The sequence below is a fragment of the Cohnella phaseoli genome, from assembly GCF_003386235.1.
Classification (GTDB): domain Bacteria; phylum Bacillota; class Bacilli; order Paenibacillales; family Paenibacillaceae; genus Cohnella; species Cohnella phaseoli.
The window spans coordinates 103421-122190 of record NZ_QRDZ01000021.1 but is presented as its reverse complement, the minus strand read 5'-3'; the positions used below and the strand labels follow the sequence as shown (position 1 = coordinate 122190).

Below are 18770 nucleotides of genomic sequence, written 5' to 3'. Positions count from 1 at the left end.
CCTTTTTTCCTTGATCGCTCTATTCCATGCTAACATATCGCCAGCAGGGGCAGCCAAATTCCAAATTTGGCCTGCCCCTGATTCATGCAACGCGTTTACGCTGCTTAATATGAAATTAAGTGACTGAACGCTTTGTAATAAATCGCATGCCCGTAATCGCTCGGATGATTGACGTTGTTGAGCAGCAAGCTTTCATGGGTTTTGCCCGCCTGAAGCTCTCGTATCCAGAGCGCATGCACATCGGCGACGCAAGTCCCAAGTTCTCTGCTTAACCGCAGCAAAATGTCCGTATAGATGGCCAGGTCGCCGCTGGAATGCTTCCAGTGCGGATTCGAAATACAGGGCGTGACCAGAATGATGTCCGCATTCGTTTTCCGTTGAATCTGCTGAACCATTGCTCGTATATTTTCCTCGAATAAACCCGGCGGAATGCCGTTTCGGATATCCGGACCCATCGTGCATTGGTCGTTCATGCCGTAACCGATGCTGACCAAATCCGGTTGGAGCGCGATCACGTCCTGTTCCAATCGTTCCAACGCGGTCGTGCTGCCTTCTCCTCCCAGCGCTTTGTTTACGACCTCCAATTCAGCTTCGGGATATCGCTCTCTCAAGTCATTGGCGAATAAGCTATAGAAAGCGAAATCATCTCTGCTGGCGTCGCCCCCGGTGCTGATGCTGTCCCCGAATACGACGTAGCGCAGCGGTTGTCCGGCTTTCAGCTTCCGGATCAGACGGTCTAATGTGTTCACCGAAGCAAGTACGGATATCCCTTCATTTACTTCGTCTTCCGATTCATAATCATAGTCAATATAAATCATATAACCACGATTGCTGTAATCCGGGTAATCTCTGTGATCAAAGCCTTTTACGCCATACACAGGATGATTACCCCAATCCGGGATTCGACTGCGCCCTGTTCTACTGATCGTACCTGACTTGTAATCGATGACATAATCTTCATTTTCGATATAAATCACATTGCCTTTGTCCGTTGAAACAGCATGACTTCGGACATAGGCGCCTGGTTGAATACCAGAATGCCGCAATTGCTGTCCTTCTTCTTTCACAAGTACAATCGTTTCCATAAGCTGCCGCTTGATGTATGGGTTATCAATTGTCATGTTGAATAGTACCTCCTGGTTCCTAATCGCTTGTGACGGCAATTAAGGATAAGCGGTAGCCGTTAATGTCCCTGCATCGCTTACCGTTATTTTATAGCTTGTATTATTGGGAGATTTCAGAATGAACCCTTCTCCCGGTGCGTCAAGCGCCGCATTCATCTGATTAATAAACGACGCACGTTCAACGGTGTCGCCTTCCGCAGTCAGCCCTAGTCCTGTTACCAGTATGGAACCCCCACTTCCGACGATTTGAAAACTAGCTCGTACGGCCGATAGCGGAGCGGTAACCGATTTTACGATGCGTCCCCACTCTGTGGTCGAGAGGTCCGCGAGCACTATCAAGTCTTCTGCCACAACATTATTTGCTGCATCGACCCATACGACAGATACTTTCTGTTCCGAATTCCCCGTCGTGTATTTTGCCCAGCCGCTGAACACAAGCGAAGCGCCTCCGAACACCGGAAATTTGGAGGAATAGATGTAGGATATTCCCGAGGTTACCTTTACCTCAATGCACGAGCGGAAGCCCACCGGCACGTCTGTCGTATTTTTGCGAAAATAGACTGTTCCAGTTCCCGTATAGACATACATATTCCAGTCTGACTTCTGAACCGTATCGGATTCCGTAGACATGTTTTCACCTGTCGTGTCTACGCTTGCAGCAATATTTAGAATGCGGTCCTGATCGTTAATATTGGATTCGTAAGTAACTCCGGATACGACTTTCGTAAAACGCGTGTTTTGCACATATACATTTTCCCTGCGCGCACTTGTCACTTTATTGGCGGTCCATTCACTGAAATAGGACTTGTCGATATTCACGCGGAATCTTGGCGCCGCTGCTAAACCATTTATAATATAGGCAGGAGAATTGAAACCGGCGGCCCGTTTGGCAAAAAAAGTATTGAGGTTTAACCTGCCCTCGGCCCCGGGAGCGATTTCAAATAAATTTTTGTTAATGCCGCCCTGATATCCCGCATCGTCTTGCGTTATTGTGGCTTTGCCATCGATATATCCCCATGTGCTTCCAATTTCGATCGAGCAATTGGTGAGAATAAAGTTATTGCCTTTGAAACCGTAACCTTCCGTGCTGGAAACTTTAAGAATTTCGCATGCATCAATGGATAACACACTATCTTTCGCATAGAAGCAATAAGCATTCACCGCCGAATAGGGACTGGAGGGGACGGTATCCCATTCGCTTGGTCCACAGTCGAACAACCCGCCTATAATTTTCAGTATACCGTTTGGCTGATTGAGGATGAGGCAGTTCTGCACAGCTCGGAAATGAATGCCGTATATAAAATTCTCGCTCTGCGGAGCGTCAAGCGGATTGGAATCGTCCAGGTATGCGCCATACTGGATACCTACCAGGCAGCGGTTGACCTGCAACCCATAAACTTTAATATGCTCCGCAGGCCTCGACGCACTTATCGATACCCAGTGTATGCCGCATTTGTAAGGCTTAAAGCCAGCACCGACCCTGATGTTGTACAGGTTCAAATACAAGCCGGAAATCGTCAGCACGCAATCTCTCATCTCTTCCGTATCCGTGCTTTCAGAAATTCCGAAAAGCCAATAACCGTTAAAATCAATATTTTGATCGCTACCCGTCATTTTGACTGACTTAACATTGTAGTTTCTCGTGAATATGACAGGTTTTCCCGAGTCAAAAGCGGCTTGTACGCAGTCGGTATCATCGAAGCCGGTCCCAACTTTGTAATAGTCCGGCGAAACGGCACGGTTGCCAAATTCTGAATCGATCCGCGTAAAATTTTCGTTCACGTCAGTCACGTCGATCGGAGTCGTCCGCTTAAGCTTTAGGTTGTCTGTTAAAGTCGTTGCTGCAAAAATCGATTTTCCCGATACCAGGAATGCCGCCGTCGCAACACCAAGAGCCCCAATCATCTTTCGCCTACTTATTCCCGCCGGTTTCACGTTGGCCGCCTCGTGTCCCGAAGCTTCCGTCTTCAGCTTGTTTTCCTCATTCATATTCACATTCTATTCCTCCAATCATATTGGAATTTAATAGATTGGCCTTAACTTGCTGCCTTTTCTTTATTCACTTTCCTCAATTGCCCAAATTTCCCCATCTCTCCAGAATATATGGGGCACAGAAGAAGGATTAATAGAAGTCCACAATTGTGCGGATGAAATGTCTAATCGCTGGCATATTTCGTTCACCGTGATTTCTTCTCCTTCCTGCTTACCGATTAGAGTTACTTCATCACCAACCGAAACCCCAGGCACATCCGTAACATCGATGCGAATATGCTCAAGACTTATTGAACCTCTTATCAAACATCTTTGTCCGCGAACAAGTACGGTATTGTCTTTATTTTTAGCGGATAGCCCGTCTCCTAAGCCTATAGGCGCCACTCCGAACATACTATCCCTTGTCAGAGTGTAAACACCAATCTGCTCGCCTTTTTTATAGTTTTTCACGGATATAAGTTTGGATCGAAGCGCCTTAAAAGCATTCTCAAGACGAAGGTCTATTTTACGAATCATAGGCTCTGGATCGCTAAATAGTCCCCCGCCTATGGAAATACAATTCATCCAGGTCTGTGGCATTGAAATAGCAGCAGGACTGCTTGCGGCTTGAAAATAGGGAATATTAAATCCGGATTGTTTCAAACGCGTTGCCAGTCCTTCAAACCTCTCCCACTGTTGGTCTACGAATGCCCGGTCACTCGGGTCTCCTAGAGCTGCTCTCGCTCCAATATGAGTATATATCCCATCAATAATGTAGGGGGTATGGTTATTTATAAATGCAACCATTGTCTCCACCTCATCCAACGGCACACCAAGCCTGCCCAAGCCGGTTTCAACCTTAATCCAAATCTTTAATGGAACGTCTTCGCCTAAAGAAGCTTGGTACAATTGAGGGTCATTTGCGTTATAAAAGGTAGGCATTAAATTATGCTCCGCATAGAGATGTGCGGATTGTGGAAATGAATTTCCAAACACTTGAATTGGGGCTGTTATGCCACTCTTTCTAAGCTTCCTGCCGTCTTTTACACTTCCTACAGCCAAAATTGGAATTCCATTATTAACCAAATGATGGGCTAACGGCACAAGTCCATGTCCGTACCCGTGAGCTTTAATTGCACCAATGATGATTGCGCGCCCCTCTAGCATCTGTGTATATTCGCGTACATTATTTGTTACAGCATCAAGATCAATTTCTACCCAAGTCGGACGAGCAAATTGATTGATTTCCATTTTGTCTCCCCTCTTTCATCCTGGCTCACGAATCGACACTGTGCCTTCTCATTCCCTGCATGACACTTTCTCTCATTAATTTAATCAAGGCAAGATGAATTGGAGCTCGGCAGCCATCTACACTTGGCATATTAGTTGCTCCAATTGTGTCATGAAAATCAGCATCTGCACATGCTTTAAGAACTCTGTCTTCAATATCCTCAGCTACCATTGCATCAAGCTCGCCTGTGCTTGCTGCCAGTAGACAAGAAATCGCATAACCTCCCCAATTAGAAATCGTTGCAGGCACTAACAGATCTACCTTCGTCGAAGGTACAATTTTTATACCATGGTTTACCTTCTCCCGGATGGTTTCCGCAATATTGGCCATTCCAATTTCATTGCCTCCATCACCAATGCCCATTGTCGTTATGCCCCTGCGGGTTGCTTCGAGAAAGAGATAGTCCAATTTGCCTTGTGAATCGGTGTAATCAAATCCCCCCATTCCATGAATTCTGCCCTGTTCGTTCATTCCGCCTCTTTCAATGGAAATACACATTGCTGGCTTATAGAATTCGATTAATCTTGCAGCTTCAAGTTCGCCTGTTGGGGCATCCTGGGGAAAGGGAATAACCGCTGCAGTTGGTACGCAAGCGAATCCTCTGGAGCTGTCAATTGAAGCCGCTAAATTATCGGGAGGAGAACAATGCATGCCAGACCCATTAACGATTTTCTTCATCCCTTCAACCAAATAGTCGTCTGTAACAATGATAGGTAGTGCTTCGAGTGCGATTCTTATGCTTCTTGCCAAAGCTACTGCTCCTGGAGGACCGTCTGATTCACCGAAATGCGGCACATTCCAATATTGATCCGCCCACCCAGTTACTATGAATACATAATCCCCCGGCTTGATGGATTTCTTCAGCAACTGGATTGATGAATAGGTAAGAGAATCCTCCTGCTGAGCTCGGGCCGCTTCATATAATACTGCAATACTTCCTCTGGCTGAAATATCCACCGTCATTAGTTTATCAAGGGCTTCGCCAATTTTCCTGACACCCGCATCTGTAATTTTCATTGTTATACCCATTCCTTTCGCTATGATCATGACAAGTAATGTTTAGAGGTATTTTATATAAATATCAGTTGATAATTGTCAATCGAACATTTTGTTAATGAGTGTAATTGCCTCTTCAACAATTATTTCAAAAGCATCAGGCACCAGCTTTGACCAATTCGAGTAATTTAGTTCATGTCCCCCACGCGAAAACGCCTCTTTGAATGGAATATAGCCTGCATTTCCGGTAGCATGTACGATATAAGTAAAATCAGCTTTGGAGTGCTGTTTAATTTTCAAACCGCCCTCTACGAATAGCTCTCCGGGCAATCCAACATATACGGCATTACCGATCCGCAAAACTTGAAGCTCATATTCATAATAAGCCTGCTGTTTTCGCTGATTATTGACATCCACGACCTGAGCAGCCAGCACCCACTCGTGATCTATAATTTCGTTTACAGTATCTACCCAAAATGGAGCAGGTCGTTTTGCGAGAAGCGCTTCTGCTGCCGCCAGTTTATCCGGATCGGGCTCTCTAATCGGGATTTTCAAAACTTTAAAAGCCCAATCGAGTGTAACCTTATTTGTAAAGTCCATAAGAGAAATCACTTTCTCTGTCTCGGTTGTCAGCAACTTTGCCATGAGGGCAGAGTCCTCGATATAATCCGGGTCGTAATTACCCCAAGGGTTAATATTTCCGCAAGCTCCATTCAACACTAGGGAAAAACAATTAGAGTCTAATTTATCCGCTAGCTGTAATGACCATTGACCTGGCCAGTCCGCTGTCACAATACCCACTACACCCAGCTCGTGAACAGGATGACAGGTATAATTCAATATGGCTGCAACCACTTCCGATTGTGCATTCTTAAAGCACATAACCCCGACTTCCGCATCAATAGGACCTTCCAGATAAAGGCTGTTCGCAAGTATCCCTCGCGGCATTCCGATCGATCCATCCCTCATTACCATTCGCCTGTTGAAAGATGCCCTGCCTTCAATTCCACTAGCTACGCCATATTGGACAAGTTTAATATCAGAAGCAGCTTGTTCAATTGCTTCAAATATACGTTCCATGGCATAGTCATGATAACTGGCTTGCTGTCCCCTCACCCATTCGAACTCCTCTGGAAAAGGAAAAGTGTCACTGAATTTGGTATAACCAATGGCTGGGGCTCCATGATTCTGGGTAGCATGTACCATCACGGACTCCCAATCGAATCCGAAGTGCTCAACAGCCCAATTGCGGATTTTGTGAATATATTTTTCGATTATAAAGGTTACATCAAGTGATACAATTAATACTTTGCGCTGATTGGATTGGATAATTATAGCTTTTGCATATAGGGGATCCTTAAATAGCACTGCCGACCGCTTACAATGAATAGTGCCCATCAGAAACGTGCCTTCAGGCGGTGTAATATCTGCCGCGCCACACCCAAGTTCAATCGATAATTGCGTCAAGCTATTGTTTCTCATATCTTCCACGGAACTCGTCATCGTCGATTCCCTCCTTAAATATGAAGCTGCTAAGCTGATTCTCATTATAGGTGCGGGCAAATGGAGCGCAAAGAGTAATGTTTTGTCCTGGCTGTTACTTCATTGTTCTCCCCGGGTGGGAAATAGCGTTGGAAAGACAAAGAAGCTTCCCCTGTCGAGGCAGCTTCTTTGTCGTAATAAAAGAGTGAATTAGGAGTGCTGATACTGAGCTTGATGAAGCCTGCTGTAAATGCCGCCCGACGCGATCAGGTCGCGGTGGCTCCCTTGCTCCGCGATGCCGTTCTCGTCGACGACGATGATCCGGTCCGCGTTCTTGATCGTCGCCAGTCTGTGGGCGATGACCAGCGTCGTCCGGCCGACTGCCAGCTCGGACAGCGATTGCTGGATTGCCGCCTCGGTCTCGGTGTCGAGCGCCGATGTGGCCTCATCCAGGATGAGAATAGGCGGGTTCTTCAGGAACATGCGGGCGATCGCCATTCTCTGCTTCTGACCGCCCGAAAGCTTAACGCCGCGCTCTCCGATGATCGTATTCATGCCTTCGGGAAGCTGCTTGATCATATCCTCGAGCGAGGCCCTTCTGGCGGCCTCCCAAATCTGCTCGTCGGTCGCCTTCAAGTCGCCGTAGGCGATATTCTCGCGGATCGATCCGGAAAACAAGAAAACGTCTTGCTGTACGATCCCGATATTGCGGCGCAACGATTTCAACGTTAGGTTGCGAATGTCCATGCCATCGACCGTAATGCGCCCGCCGGAAACCTCGTAAAATCTCGGCAGCAGGCTGCAAATCGTCGTCTTTCCTGCGCCGGAAGGCCCGACAAAAGCAATCGTCTCTCCCGCCTTGATCGACAGATCCACTCCCTTAAGTACGTCGCGGCCTTCCTCGTAGCCGAACGACACGTTCTCGAAGCGGATGTCTCCGCGCAGCGTATCGACCGCGACGGCGTCCTTGGCGTCCACAATGTCCGGCTCGGTGTCGATCACTTCCGCATAGCGCTTAAACCCGGCTATCCCTTTCGGATAGCTCTCGATAACGGCGTTGATCTTCTCGATCGGACGGAAGAAAATGTTCGACAGCAGCAAGAATGCCATGAATTCTCCAAGCTCGATTCTGCCGTCGATGTAAAACCATGCCCCGCACACCATCACGAATATCGTAATCAAGCGCATCAGCATGTAAGAAACTGAGAAGCTCTTTGCCATCGTCTTGTAGGCAAGCAGCTTCGTCTCGCGGAAGTTCTGGTTGTCAACCGCAAACAGCTTCTTCTCGTGCTCTTCGTTGGCGAACGATTGCACGACGCGAATGCCGCCCACGTTCTCTTCAATGCGGGCGTTAAAGCTGCCGACGTTGCCGAACAGCCGCTGATAGGTATTCGTCATGCGGCCCCCGAAAATGATGATCAGCCAAGCCATGATCGGAATGATGATAAAGGTGATCAACGCCAGCTCCACATTGATGTATGCCATCAGCGTGAACGAGCCTGCCAACGTCATGATGGCAATAAAAATGTCTTCCGGCCCGTGGTGGGCGATTTCTCCGATGTCGTTCAAATCGTTGGTTACCCGACCGACGAGATGGCCGGTTTTATGATTGTCGAAAAACCGGAACGACAGCTTCTGAATATGATCGAACATCTTCCGCCGCATGTCGGTCTCGATGTTGATGCCCAGCATATGGCCCCAGTAGGTGACGACGTAGTTCAATACGGTGTTAAGAACGTAAATCCCGAGCAGGCCGATGCTGGCCAGCACGATCATCTTCCAGTTGCCGCTTGGCAGCAGATCGTCAATAAATTGGCTAACCGCGAGCGGGAAGCCAAGCTCCAGCAGACCCGCGATCACCGCGCAAGTGAAATCGAGAATGAATAAGCCTTTATAAGGGCGGTAATACGAGAAAAACCTGCGAAGCATCGTTAATCGTTCCCCTCTCCTCCGTCAACCGGTCCTTGCGGCCTCGGCTCCTCTCCGATCTCCTGAAGATCGAACAGATGGACGTACTCATCGATGATCTGGTCCAGCGCCTTCAGCTCCCCGGACAGCGTTGGCCGAATCGCCTCGAATTCCGGCTGGACAAGCTGCTTGGCAAGCCTCGCGCGTTTCACCTGCAATTGCTCCAGAAACATAAGGACGCGGCCTCTTCTGAACGTCTGTGCTCCCCTCGGATCGCGGCCGCCTTCGCGACCTCCATGATGCTCTCGCGAACCGCGCTGAGCCTGATCTCCCCTGCGGCCATGCCCGTGCCCATGTCCGTGACCGCGTCCTTCCCCGTCTAAATGTCCCATTCTCATGTTAATTCCTCCTTTGTATACAATCGTATACATATCGTTATGTATACAAATGTATACCAAGAAGGAGCCGATGTCAACGATTTTAAAGGGCACGCCTCCCCCAAAAATGATGCCCTCGGGAGATGCATGCCCTTCCCCGCCATTCCGTCAGGGATTACTGCCCAAACTTTCCTTTTCTGACTTTATTCACATTGTACATGTTGACTGTGGTGCTGATGACATAGTCAGGAGGGGTTTGACCTTTGCTGTCGCGATGCCCCTGAATATGCTCAGGACTCTTCTCCCAGTTTTTCCAAGCTTCCTCGGATTCCCAGCGGATGATGACGACAACCTCTTCCGTTTCCTTGCTTCGCTTGTTCGTCATCACTGTAATATCGATCAGGCCTTCGCGCTCGTCGAGAATGCCTTCCCGGCTGAATCTCTCGACGACCTTGTCGACATTGCCCTTCTGCACGACAATCGTTCTCGTCTGGATAAGCATGGACAGTCCTCCTCTGATTTAAGTTACTGTACCGCTTGAGCGGCTTCTTTAACCATTTCCAGCTCGGTGTTCAAGCCGCCGCCGGACAGGTACCAGAAGTTGGCGTTGAGATACACGATTTTGCCGTTTTTGTAGGCGTTCGTTTTCTTTACGAGATCGTTCTCGATGACTTCTTTGGCCGGAACTGTGCCTTCGCCGCTGACCACCGCGTCGCGATCGATGACGAACAGAACGTCCGGATTTTTCTCCGCAATGTACTCGTTGGAAATGCTGTTGCCGTGATTATCGATTTTGATGTTCTCGTCGACGGCGGCAAAGCCGTATACGTCATGGATGCTGCCGAAGCGCGAGCCTGGTCCGTAAGCGCTGATTTTGCCGCCTGTCGTCAGAACGATCAGCGCTTTACCTGCGCCGGACGCTTTGCCGTTCAATTCGGCAACAGCCGCATTGTACTCTTCAAGAGCGGCGTTCACTTCCGCATCTTTGCCGAAAATTTGTCCGATAATCTTGGCGTTGTTAGAGAAAGATTCCGTATACTTGCTGTAATCGATCGACATTTGGATCGTCGGCGCGATTTTGTTCAGCTCTTCGTACGCCGGAGCCGTTCTGCCGCTAATGAAAATAACGTCGGGCTTAAGCTTGTTCAGCTTCTCGAAGTCCGGCTCGAACAGCGTGCCTGCGTCTTCGTATTTGGCATCGCCGTATTGGGACAGATTGCCCGGGATCGACGCTTTAGGCAGCGCCAGCACTTCGACGCCCAACTTGCCGAGCGTGTCGAGCGTACCGAAGTCGAACACGACGACCTTCTCCGGATTCGTCTTGACGGTAGCCGTGCCGAGAGCGTGCGTAATCGTGACTTCGGCTGGGGCAACGGACTCGGATGGGCTGACGGATTCCGACGGAGCCGAGGACGCGCTTGGCGATGCGGACGGGCTGGCCGAAGGGCTTGCGGCGCCTTCGTTATTGTTTTTGGAGCCGCAGGCAGCGAGAATCGCGATCGCCATTACGGACATCAGAATGAGGGATAATGCCTTTTTCACAGTAGACCACTCCTAGTTATTTTTTTATATAGTCATTTGACTTCGCTCACGCGAATCAACACAACTCAAGAGAAATAGACGCATACTTTTTTCCCGTCCACGACGTGGATCGGAATGTGCATATCGTATATGTCCCGCAGCACCGCCGTATCGATCATTTCGTCCGTCGGTCCCTCCCGCACGATTTCCCCTTCCCTCATCGCGACGATAAAGTCGGAATAAGCCGAGGCGAAATTGATGTCGTGAAGCACGAGCACGATCGTCTTGCCGAGCTCGTCCGTCAAGCGGCGCAGCACCTTCATAATCTGGACCGAATGCTTCATATCCAGATTGTTAAGCGGCTCGTCGAGCAAAATATACTCGGTATCCTGCGCAAGGACCATCGCGATGAACGCTCGCTGCTTCTGGCCTCCGCTGAGCTGATCCAAGTACTTGTCCTGGAGCGTTTCGAGCTCCATGTAGCGAATCGAGGCTTCGACATGCTTGAGATCGTCGGCATTCAGCCTGCCTTTGCTATAAGGAAAACGGCCGAATTGCACCAGATCGAGCACGGTCAGCCTGACGTTGATCGAATTGGCCTGCTTGAGAATCGATATTTTTTTCGCCAGCTCCGCGCTGTCCGTCTTGCCGACGTCCAGCCCGTCGATCAGCACCTGCCCCGCGTCGGGCGCAAACAACCGGCTGATGACGGAGAGCAGCGTACTTTTACCCGCGCCATTCGGCCCGATGAAGGACGTAATTTTGCCTTTGGCGATTGAGGTCGTAACGGCGTGTATACCGTGTTTGTCTCCGTAGCGTTTCGTAATGCCTCTCGCTTCAATCACGATGACTTGCTCTCCTTCAACAACAAGTATAGGAAGTAGATTCCGCCGACGAAGTTCAGAATGACGCTAAGCGTCGTAGAGAAGGTGAACACCCTCTCGACGATCAGCTGACCGCCCACTAATGCGACGATGCTGATCAATACGGTGCCCGCGATCACGACTTTGTGGCGGAACGTGCTCATTAGCCGGTACGCGACGTTCGAGACGAGCAGCCCGAGAAAGGTAACCGGACCGACCAGCGCCGTCGATACGGCGACGAGCAGCGCCACCGCGACAAGCAGACGTTTTGTGATGCGTCCGTGCGGAACGCCCAGATTCACCGCGTGCTCCTTGCCCAGAGCCATGACGTCCAAATACTTGAAGTCTCTGTAGAAATACAACAGCACAAGCAGCACGAGCACGATGGATAGGATCAGCACATCGGTATTCATGTTGTTGAAGCTGGCGAACATTTTATCCTGGACGATCAGGAAGTCGTTCGGGTCCAGCAGCATCTGCATAAAGCTCGAAATGCTGGAGAAGAACGTTCCGCAAATAATGCCGACGAGCAGTAGGAAGTACAGATGGTTGCCTTCCCGGTTAAACAAAAACTTGTACAGCAGTCCCGCGAACAACACCATCATGCCTACCGCCAGCGCGAACTGCACGTTTTTCGCCATCGACGTAAGCGTTGCGGAGCCGAACAGGAACACGATCGCCGTCTGCAGCAGCACGTACATGGAGTCGAGACCGATCAGCGTCGGCGTTAATATTTTGTTGTTCGTCAGCGTCTGAAAAACGACGGTCGAGACCGAGATCGCCGTTCCGGTCAACAGAATCGCCAGAATCTTCTTGGACCGACGAGGCAGTATGTAATCCCAGTTGCCGCTGCCGTCGATCGTCATGAACACGGCGATCAGCGCCAGCGCCAAAGCTCCCAGCGCAATCAGCTTCCAAGAGTCACGCATAGCTCTTCCTCCTTAACAGCAGGTAGAGGAAGATGCCGCTGCCGATCACGCCGACCATCAGTCCGATCGAGATTTCGTACGGATAGATGATGATGCGGCCGAGAATGTCGCAGGCCAGTACGAATACGGCTCCCAGCAATGCGGTATGCGGAAGGCTGCTTCGCAAATTGTCGCCCTTGTACAAGGAAACGATGTTCGGGATGATCAGCCCGAGAAAGGGCAGCGAGCCGACCGTCAGCAGAATGACCGCAGCTACTAGCGCGACAATGCCAAGACCGAGATTGACGACCTGCCGATATTTCAAGCCGAGATTGACTGCAAACTCCTCGCCCATGCCGGCGATCGTAAACCGATTGGCATACAGATAAGCGAGCGCGATAAGCGGCAGGCTGACGTACAGCATCTCGTATTTCCCCTTCAAGATGGAAGAGAAGTCTCCGAACAGCCAGCTGTTCACGCTTTGCAGCAAATTGTACTTTAGCGCAAGGAACGTCGTGATCGATCCGACGATCCCTCCGAACATCAAGCCTACGAGCGCGATCAGAATCGGATCGCGGAACTGAATGCGGTTCAGAATCCGCATAAACAGCATCGTGCCTCCAAGCGCGAACACGAATGCGACCGCGATCTTGAACAGCGGCGAAGCCGCGGGAAACACCAGAATGGCGACAAGCACGCCCAGGCTTGCGGAATCCGTCGTTCCCGCCGTCGTCGGCGAGACAAATTTATTCCGCGCCAGCTGCTGCATGATCAGACCGATCACACTCATCCCTACCCCGGCGATCAGAATGCTGATCAGTCGCGGAATTCGGCTGATCCACATAATTTCCCACTGATAATCCGTCATGCGGAACAAGTCCAGCGGGCTCAAATTGGATACGCCGACAAACAAGGAGGTGAAGGAAAATACGATAAGCGCGACCCACAAATAACCGATTTTCATTGCGACTCTCTCTTCGTGATAATGATTCTCATTTGCATAATACCTTTATCATTTTACATAAAAAAAGAGAAACCGGAATGGACATTTCGATTTCTCTCATGGACATTTCTATTTTGCGCTCTCGGAAGCAAACAAATAATCGACGATCTGGTCGACAAGCCGTTCATGCATTTCCGCGTTGTAGACGAACGGCTCGCCGAGCCGAATGAACAAGCAGCGCCTCTCCCCTCCGGCAGAGCCGGACGCATCCTTCCATTGCCGCTCAAGCGAAGCGCAGTACGCGTCACTCGCCGCAAACTCGATCAGAAACAGCACATGATCGGCACCCAGCCCGATTACGTCCGCAATAGCCGACTGGTCGAGGAATCCGATCTCGTCCGCCGCAGACGGCGACTGGAAATGGAGCTCGTCGTAGAGCAGATCGGTGAATTTTCGCCTCAGTTTGCCATAAACGCGGAAATTTCCTTCCCGTACGCCGACGATTAGAAACGGCGTCTTCTGCAGCCGCTCCTCGACATGCTGTCTGGCGTTGTCGGTTTTGCGATCGAAGTCGGCCAACCAGCGCTGCGCCACGCTCTCTAATTCGAGCAGCTGCGAGAAGTCCGCCAAGCGCTTCTTCCATGAATGCTCGTGCCAAGCATATACGGTCAACGGCGCGATTAGGCGCAGTTCGGCAATCAAATCGTCCGGCAGCGGCCCCGTTAACATCCGATCGGGCTTAGCCTCGCGGATTTCGCGCAAATAACCGTCCCTGTTTTCCATATCCAAATCCCAGTCTCTCGGCAGCGCGACGCATGGGACAATGCCGAGCACGGCCAGGTCGCCGCGGAAAATCGGACTAAGAGCGGCGACCGATAATTGCGCCCGCGACGCGTAGTCTGTCGGCGTCAGCCCCATCTGCTTCTTGAACAGCCTGCTGAAATAATATTCGTCCGGATAGCCGACCGAATGAGCCGCTTCCGTCACGCTCACATTCGGATCGGACAGAAGGCGCAGCGATGCGTTCAGCCTTCTCGTGATTAAATACTTGAGCGGGCTTAATCCCGTCATCTTGCGAAACATTTTGTAAAAGCGGCTGGAGCCGACGCCCGAATTTCTCGCCAACTCCTCCATATCCAACGCCGCGTCGTAGTTGTCTCTGATTCTTTGCCTCGTTTGCTCCAAATAATCGTTTAGCGCGGATTCTTCGCCCGTCGGGCTGCGGCGAGCATTCGCATAGGCGGAGGCAAGAGCATACAGTCGCGCTTGAGCCAAGTAGTAGTCTGGCAAATCAAGCTCTTCCGCAGACGCCGCGGCGAATTCGGATACCCAGTTCTTCATCTGCGGGAAGCGAAAGCTCACAATGCCGGCCGAGGTCCTTTTACCGGATGACTCCCTTTGCCGTACGAGTCCGCTGAAGGCCACCAGCAGCAAAGTCGCGCGCCCGGAAGCATTCGACGCAATCGCAACTGGGCGGCCTGCGGGCAGATGGAACAGCTCCCCGGCCGGAATACGAATTGCGCGACCATGAAGGTCGTCCAACGAAGCCTGAAGATCGGAATAGAGACAGACGCCGAACCGATCGCAAGCATGAGCCGGCAGAAGGAGCTGTTCCCCTCCAGCAAGCGGAAGCTCGGCGGAGCCCTGGTATTGAAGCGGCGCGAAGCCTACCCTGTGCATGTCTGAATCTCCCCTGTACATCGGATTATGCCTTATTGTAGCCGACCGCTCTCTCCTTGAGCAATACGACGCACTGGATCGCTACGGAAACGAGAACAAGCCCGGCGGGAATGTAGAAGATGTCCGCAGAAATTCCGGGAACGACTAGCGGCAGCATGTAGCCGACAAGCGCTGCCGTCTGGGTGATAAACACGTACAGACTGGCTCCGAAGCCCGCCCGGTGAATAAACATTCTCTGCACATACCCCATCGCCACTCCGAGCAGAACGGAGACGAAGAAGGAGTAAATCGGCTGCATCGTAAAATAAACGGCCAGCGAGTCCGTCTGCGCGTAGACGATATAGGTTACGAAGGCGCCTGCGGCGGCATACAGAATCAACCGTTTGCTGCCGTACTTCGCCGCCCAGTAACCGGCCACCGTCATGAACAGCAGCTCGAATACCGCCTGAGCGCTCCATAAATAAGATGCGTAACGGGGGTCTCCGAACTTCCCGCTGACGACAAGCGGCAAGTACAGTCCGCGAATCGCATCGGCGCATGACAGCAAGAGCAGCGCAATGAGCATCGCTAGAGAATAAGGCTCTCCTCCCGCCGTTCGTTTCGTTCCAGGCTCCGTCTCCACCTCCCGATACAGCAGCAGAAGCGCGAACAGCGCGGCATAGCCGAGCAGATTGCCCCATAGCACGCCTCGAAAGGACGCGAACAAATAGACATTCGCGCCGACGAGCAGACCGGTGAAAAAGCCGACGCTGAACGTCGCCCTTAGCCATAGCTGCGAGATCTCAACGATATTCGGAGCCCAGCGCGTGTAATGGTTGCGGGCCATCGCGAACATTTGCCCCATGATCATGCCCGAAGGCGCGCTGGCTAGCGCCATGCCGAGCAGCGCCGGTACAAAGCTGTCCGCGCGCATGTAGAGCAGCAGGCCGCACGCGCATAAGGCCGCAGCGGTCATCGGAATCGCCTTGCGCCTTCTCAGCCGATCGCTGAACAAGCCTACCGCGACCGTAAGCAGCATATTCAGCAGCAGCGAGCTGCTGAACACCCAAGTAATCTGCAGCTTGGTCAGTCCTATGCCGTCCTTCATATATACGGCATTCATCGGCGCGAGCACGCCGACGCCGATGCCGTACAGAAACATGGCCGCAACAAGCGCCCATGCCCAACGGATTCTAATAAATTGCCTAAAATCGGATGCAATGCTCATTTTCTTGCGCGCTCCCCGCCCAAAATAAAAACGCTCTAACTTTTGCTCAACAAGAAGCAGCCTTAAACAGCAAACAGCTTTTCCGGCTTAAGCTACAACCGGCAACCGAATTTCCACGCATGTTCCGATTCCCGGCTTGCTGCTGAAGCTCATCTTGCCTTTGTGATTCGCGATTATTCGCTGGCTGACCATCAGGCCAAGTCCGTTGCCGGAAGCTTTGCTAGTGAAGAAAGGCTCCCCGAGCCGGGTCAAATGCTCCTTCGCGATGCCCCGACCTTGATCGGCTACCCGAATGACTGCGTTCGCCCCGTCGCATGACAGATCGATGGCAATTTCTCCGCCGTTTTCCTCCATCGCTTCCAGACTGTTTTTAATCACGTTCATAAATACCTGTTTGAGCTGATTGCCGTCGCAGACGATCGGAGGCACGTTATCCGCGAAGCTAGTCCGGAAGTGAACGTTCACAAGGCTCGCCTGCGGCTCCAGCAGCGAAATCAAGTCGCAGAGCAGCTCCGACAGCTCGGTCGGTCTGAATTGGCTGATCTGCGGCTTGGAGAGCACGAGAAATTCGCTGACGATCAAGTTGATCCGCTCAAGCTCGGGAAGCATGATGTCCAAATACGCGTTGGAAAGCGAGCCCTGCTTCTGCCCCAATTGAACGAAACCGCGCAGCGTCGTTAGCGGATTGCGGATTTCGTGCGCCACGCCGGCGGCCAACTGCCCGATGACCGACAGCTTCTCCGTGCGGCGGATCACTTCCTCCGTCTGCTTCCGCGCCGTTATGTTCCGCGAAATCTCCGCGATCGCCACCACCTCTCCGCGATCGTTGCGAATCGGCGATACCGTGATGCTGACGTCGATGCGGCTCCCATCCCTCGCAAGCCGAACCGTCTCGAAGCCGGTAACCGATTCCCCTGTCGCTACGCGGACGCGGATCGCCTCATTCTCCGGTTTCAGCTCGTCCGGAATGATCGACGGCTCCCGGCCGAGAACGTCCTCGGGGTTCCAGCCATAGATCGCGCCGAACGCCTGGTTCGCCTGCTTAACCGCTCCCTGCAGATCCGTGACGAGAATGGCGTCCGAGGTATGGTTGACGAACGACTCCAAGTACTCCTTCGTACTTCTGAGCTCCTCCGCCGAATCTTGCAGCTTGCCCATGTACGTCTGCAGGTTGTCCGCCATCGCATTCACCCGCAGCGACAGCGTGCCGAGCTCGTCGCGGGCGCGCGTTTCAATCTTTCTCCCGAAGCGCCCGACCGCGATCTCATTGACGTAATCGACGATATGCCGAAGCGGTCTGATCATCGCCCCGGAGATGAAATAGCTGGTCGTCCAGACCAGCACGAGCAAGCCTGCGGAAATAAACATAAGCAGAAACAGCTGGCGGTTCAAAGCTTCCTTGATCGATCCGTAATCGAAAATGACGCTGACGACGTAGTGCTTCTCGTTCTGCAGCGGAATGAAGCTTTTGATGACTTCTTTGCCGTCTATTTTGAATCTGGCCGTGGATACTTCTCCGGTCCCCGCCGCCCGCAGGACGAATTCGACGTCCTGTTCCTTGTCCGCATAGGCGTATATGCCGAATGGCACGTCCCGAACGTCAAGATTGCGTACCGGCCTGCCTTTCTTCAGCTTGACAATTTCGGGTTTGCCGAAAAACTTAGGATCGAAGCCCGTAATCGCCAAGATGCCCTCGTTGCCGGACATGACGCTGCGGATAAGCGCGTTTGTTCCGATTTTGTTCTCGTAATCGAGAAATACCTGCGCATTGACGTAGGGGTTAATAATGTAGTCGGTCGTTCCGTCGTAGTAATAGCCCCATTTATGCACCCGATCGGGATCGGAGGATGCGTACTGATACGGCCCCGACCAATAGTGATCCAGCTTCTGCCCCTGCTCGATCGTCACTTGGCGGTCGTCGAGCAGCTGGTTAAACGCCCTGTACCAGTAGTCCATCGTTTTTGAGCCCATATTCAGCTCCATCGGATCGGACGAACGGAACACTTTGATGTCGCCGTCCCCTCGTTTCCACAGCGAAATATGATCTACTCCGAGCTTGCGGCTGAGCTCCGCCAACTGCTCGTTGCCGACGTTCTCAATCCGCGGATTTAACGCACTCTGAGCGGATATGGCGACCGTCCGCAGCTTTTCCCCGATGATGGACTCCATCAGCCTCATCGATTTCTCCGCAGCGTCCAGATTCGTTCCGATCTGTTTGGCGATCGTCAGCATCTCCTGCCTCAAACTGTTCTCCATCTCATTCTTGGACGAGTAATAGTAAATCGATATATTTAGCGCTAAAATAATCGTTGCGATCAAGGAGATCAGCAGCGAAAGCTTGACTTTAATCGACACGAGCCTTGCCTCCGGATCCAGTTGATCCTATTACATTTAGACATCGTTCGACGGATTCCTCTTTCTGAATGTAAAAATTCGCCTTCTGACATGACATTTGTCATGTTCGAATACTGACACTTATGACTAACGTCCGGCCCGTTC

Annotated in this window: 15 protein-coding genes; all 15 read right to left on the bottom strand. The window is 51.5% G+C overall.

Annotated features, from left to right (window positions below):
* Window positions 1-104 precede the first annotated feature (104 nt).
* The gene (locus tag DFP98_RS23895; RefSeq protein ID WP_116063131.1) at window positions 105-1121 is read right to left on the bottom strand and encodes an SGNH/GDSL hydrolase family protein; all 1017 of its coding nucleotides are present in this window, start codon (window positions 1119-1121) and stop codon (window positions 105-107) included.
* A gap of 42 nt (window positions 1122-1163) precedes the next feature.
* The gene (locus DFP98_RS23890; protein ID WP_116063130.1) at window positions 1164-3119 is read right to left on the bottom strand and encodes a hypothetical protein; all 1956 of its coding nucleotides are present in this window, start codon (window positions 3117-3119) and stop codon (window positions 1164-1166) included.
* Between the two features lie 60 nt (window positions 3120-3179).
* Window positions 3180-4346 (bottom strand): alanine racemase, encoded by a 1167-nt coding sequence (gene alr / locus DFP98_RS23885; RefSeq protein ID WP_116063129.1) that lies wholly within the window; start codon window positions 4344-4346, stop codon window positions 3180-3182.
* 25 nt (window positions 4347-4371) lie between these two features.
* Window positions 4372-5403 (bottom strand): glutamate cyclase domain-containing protein, encoded by a 1032-nt coding sequence (locus DFP98_RS23880; RefSeq protein WP_181917905.1) that lies wholly within the window; start codon window positions 5401-5403, stop codon window positions 4372-4374.
* A 78-nt stretch (window positions 5404-5481) separates the two neighbouring features.
* A complete protein-coding gene (locus tag DFP98_RS23875; protein WP_181917904.1) occupies window positions 5482-6885 on the bottom strand; it encodes a neutral/alkaline non-lysosomal ceramidase N-terminal domain-containing protein in 1404 nt (467 codons plus the stop codon).
* Window positions 6886-7074: 189 nt separating this feature from the next.
* Window positions 7075-8793, bottom strand: coding sequence for an ABC transporter ATP-binding protein (locus DFP98_RS23870; protein WP_116063126.1), 1719 nt, complete (start codon window positions 8791-8793; stop codon window positions 7075-7077).
* A 2-nt stretch (window positions 8794-8795) separates the two neighbouring features.
* Window positions 8796-9170 (bottom strand): hypothetical protein, encoded by a 375-nt coding sequence (locus tag DFP98_RS23865; protein WP_116063125.1) that lies wholly within the window; start codon window positions 9168-9170, stop codon window positions 8796-8798.
* Between the two features lie 154 nt (window positions 9171-9324).
* Window positions 9325-9651 carry an antibiotic biosynthesis monooxygenase gene (locus DFP98_RS23860; RefSeq protein WP_116063124.1) on the bottom strand — a complete coding sequence of 109 codons (327 nt, stop codon included), beginning with the start codon at window positions 9649-9651 and terminating at the stop codon, window positions 9325-9327.
* A gap of 23 nt (window positions 9652-9674) precedes the next feature.
* The gene (locus DFP98_RS23855) at window positions 9675-10691 is read right to left on the bottom strand and encodes a siderophore ABC transporter substrate-binding protein (protein WP_246016670.1); all 1017 of its coding nucleotides are present in this window, start codon (window positions 10689-10691) and stop codon (window positions 9675-9677) included.
* 65 nt (window positions 10692-10756) lie between these two features.
* Window positions 10757-11515 carry an iron ABC transporter ATP-binding protein gene (locus DFP98_RS23850; RefSeq protein ID WP_116063123.1) on the bottom strand — a complete coding sequence of 253 codons (759 nt, stop codon included), beginning with the start codon at window positions 11513-11515 and terminating at the stop codon, window positions 10757-10759.
* Window positions 11512-12462: an iron chelate uptake ABC transporter family permease subunit gene (locus DFP98_RS23845; protein ID WP_116063122.1), complete on the bottom strand. Its 951-nt coding sequence runs from the start codon at window positions 12460-12462 to the stop codon at window positions 11512-11514. Before DFP98_RS23845 ends, DFP98_RS23850 begins: the two co-directional genes overlap by 4 nt.
* Window positions 12455-13405 (bottom strand): ABC transporter permease, encoded by a 951-nt coding sequence (locus DFP98_RS23840; protein WP_116063121.1) that lies wholly within the window; start codon window positions 13403-13405, stop codon window positions 12455-12457. The genes DFP98_RS23845 and DFP98_RS23840 overlap by 8 nt, the downstream gene beginning before the upstream one ends.
* 108 nt (window positions 13406-13513) lie before the next feature.
* Complete coding sequence (locus DFP98_RS23835) at window positions 13514-15064, bottom strand: AraC family transcriptional regulator (protein ID WP_181917903.1); 1551 nt, start codon at window positions 15062-15064, stop codon at window positions 13514-13516.
* Window positions 15065-15089: 25 nt separating this feature from the next.
* Complete coding sequence (locus DFP98_RS23830; protein ID WP_116063119.1) at window positions 15090-16271, bottom strand: MFS transporter; 1182 nt, start codon at window positions 16269-16271, stop codon at window positions 15090-15092.
* 87 nt (window positions 16272-16358) lie between these two features.
* Window positions 16359-18626: an ATP-binding protein gene (locus DFP98_RS23825; RefSeq protein ID WP_246016669.1), complete on the bottom strand. Its 2268-nt coding sequence runs from the start codon at window positions 18624-18626 to the stop codon at window positions 16359-16361.
* Between the last annotated feature and the right edge of the window lie 144 nt (window positions 18627-18770).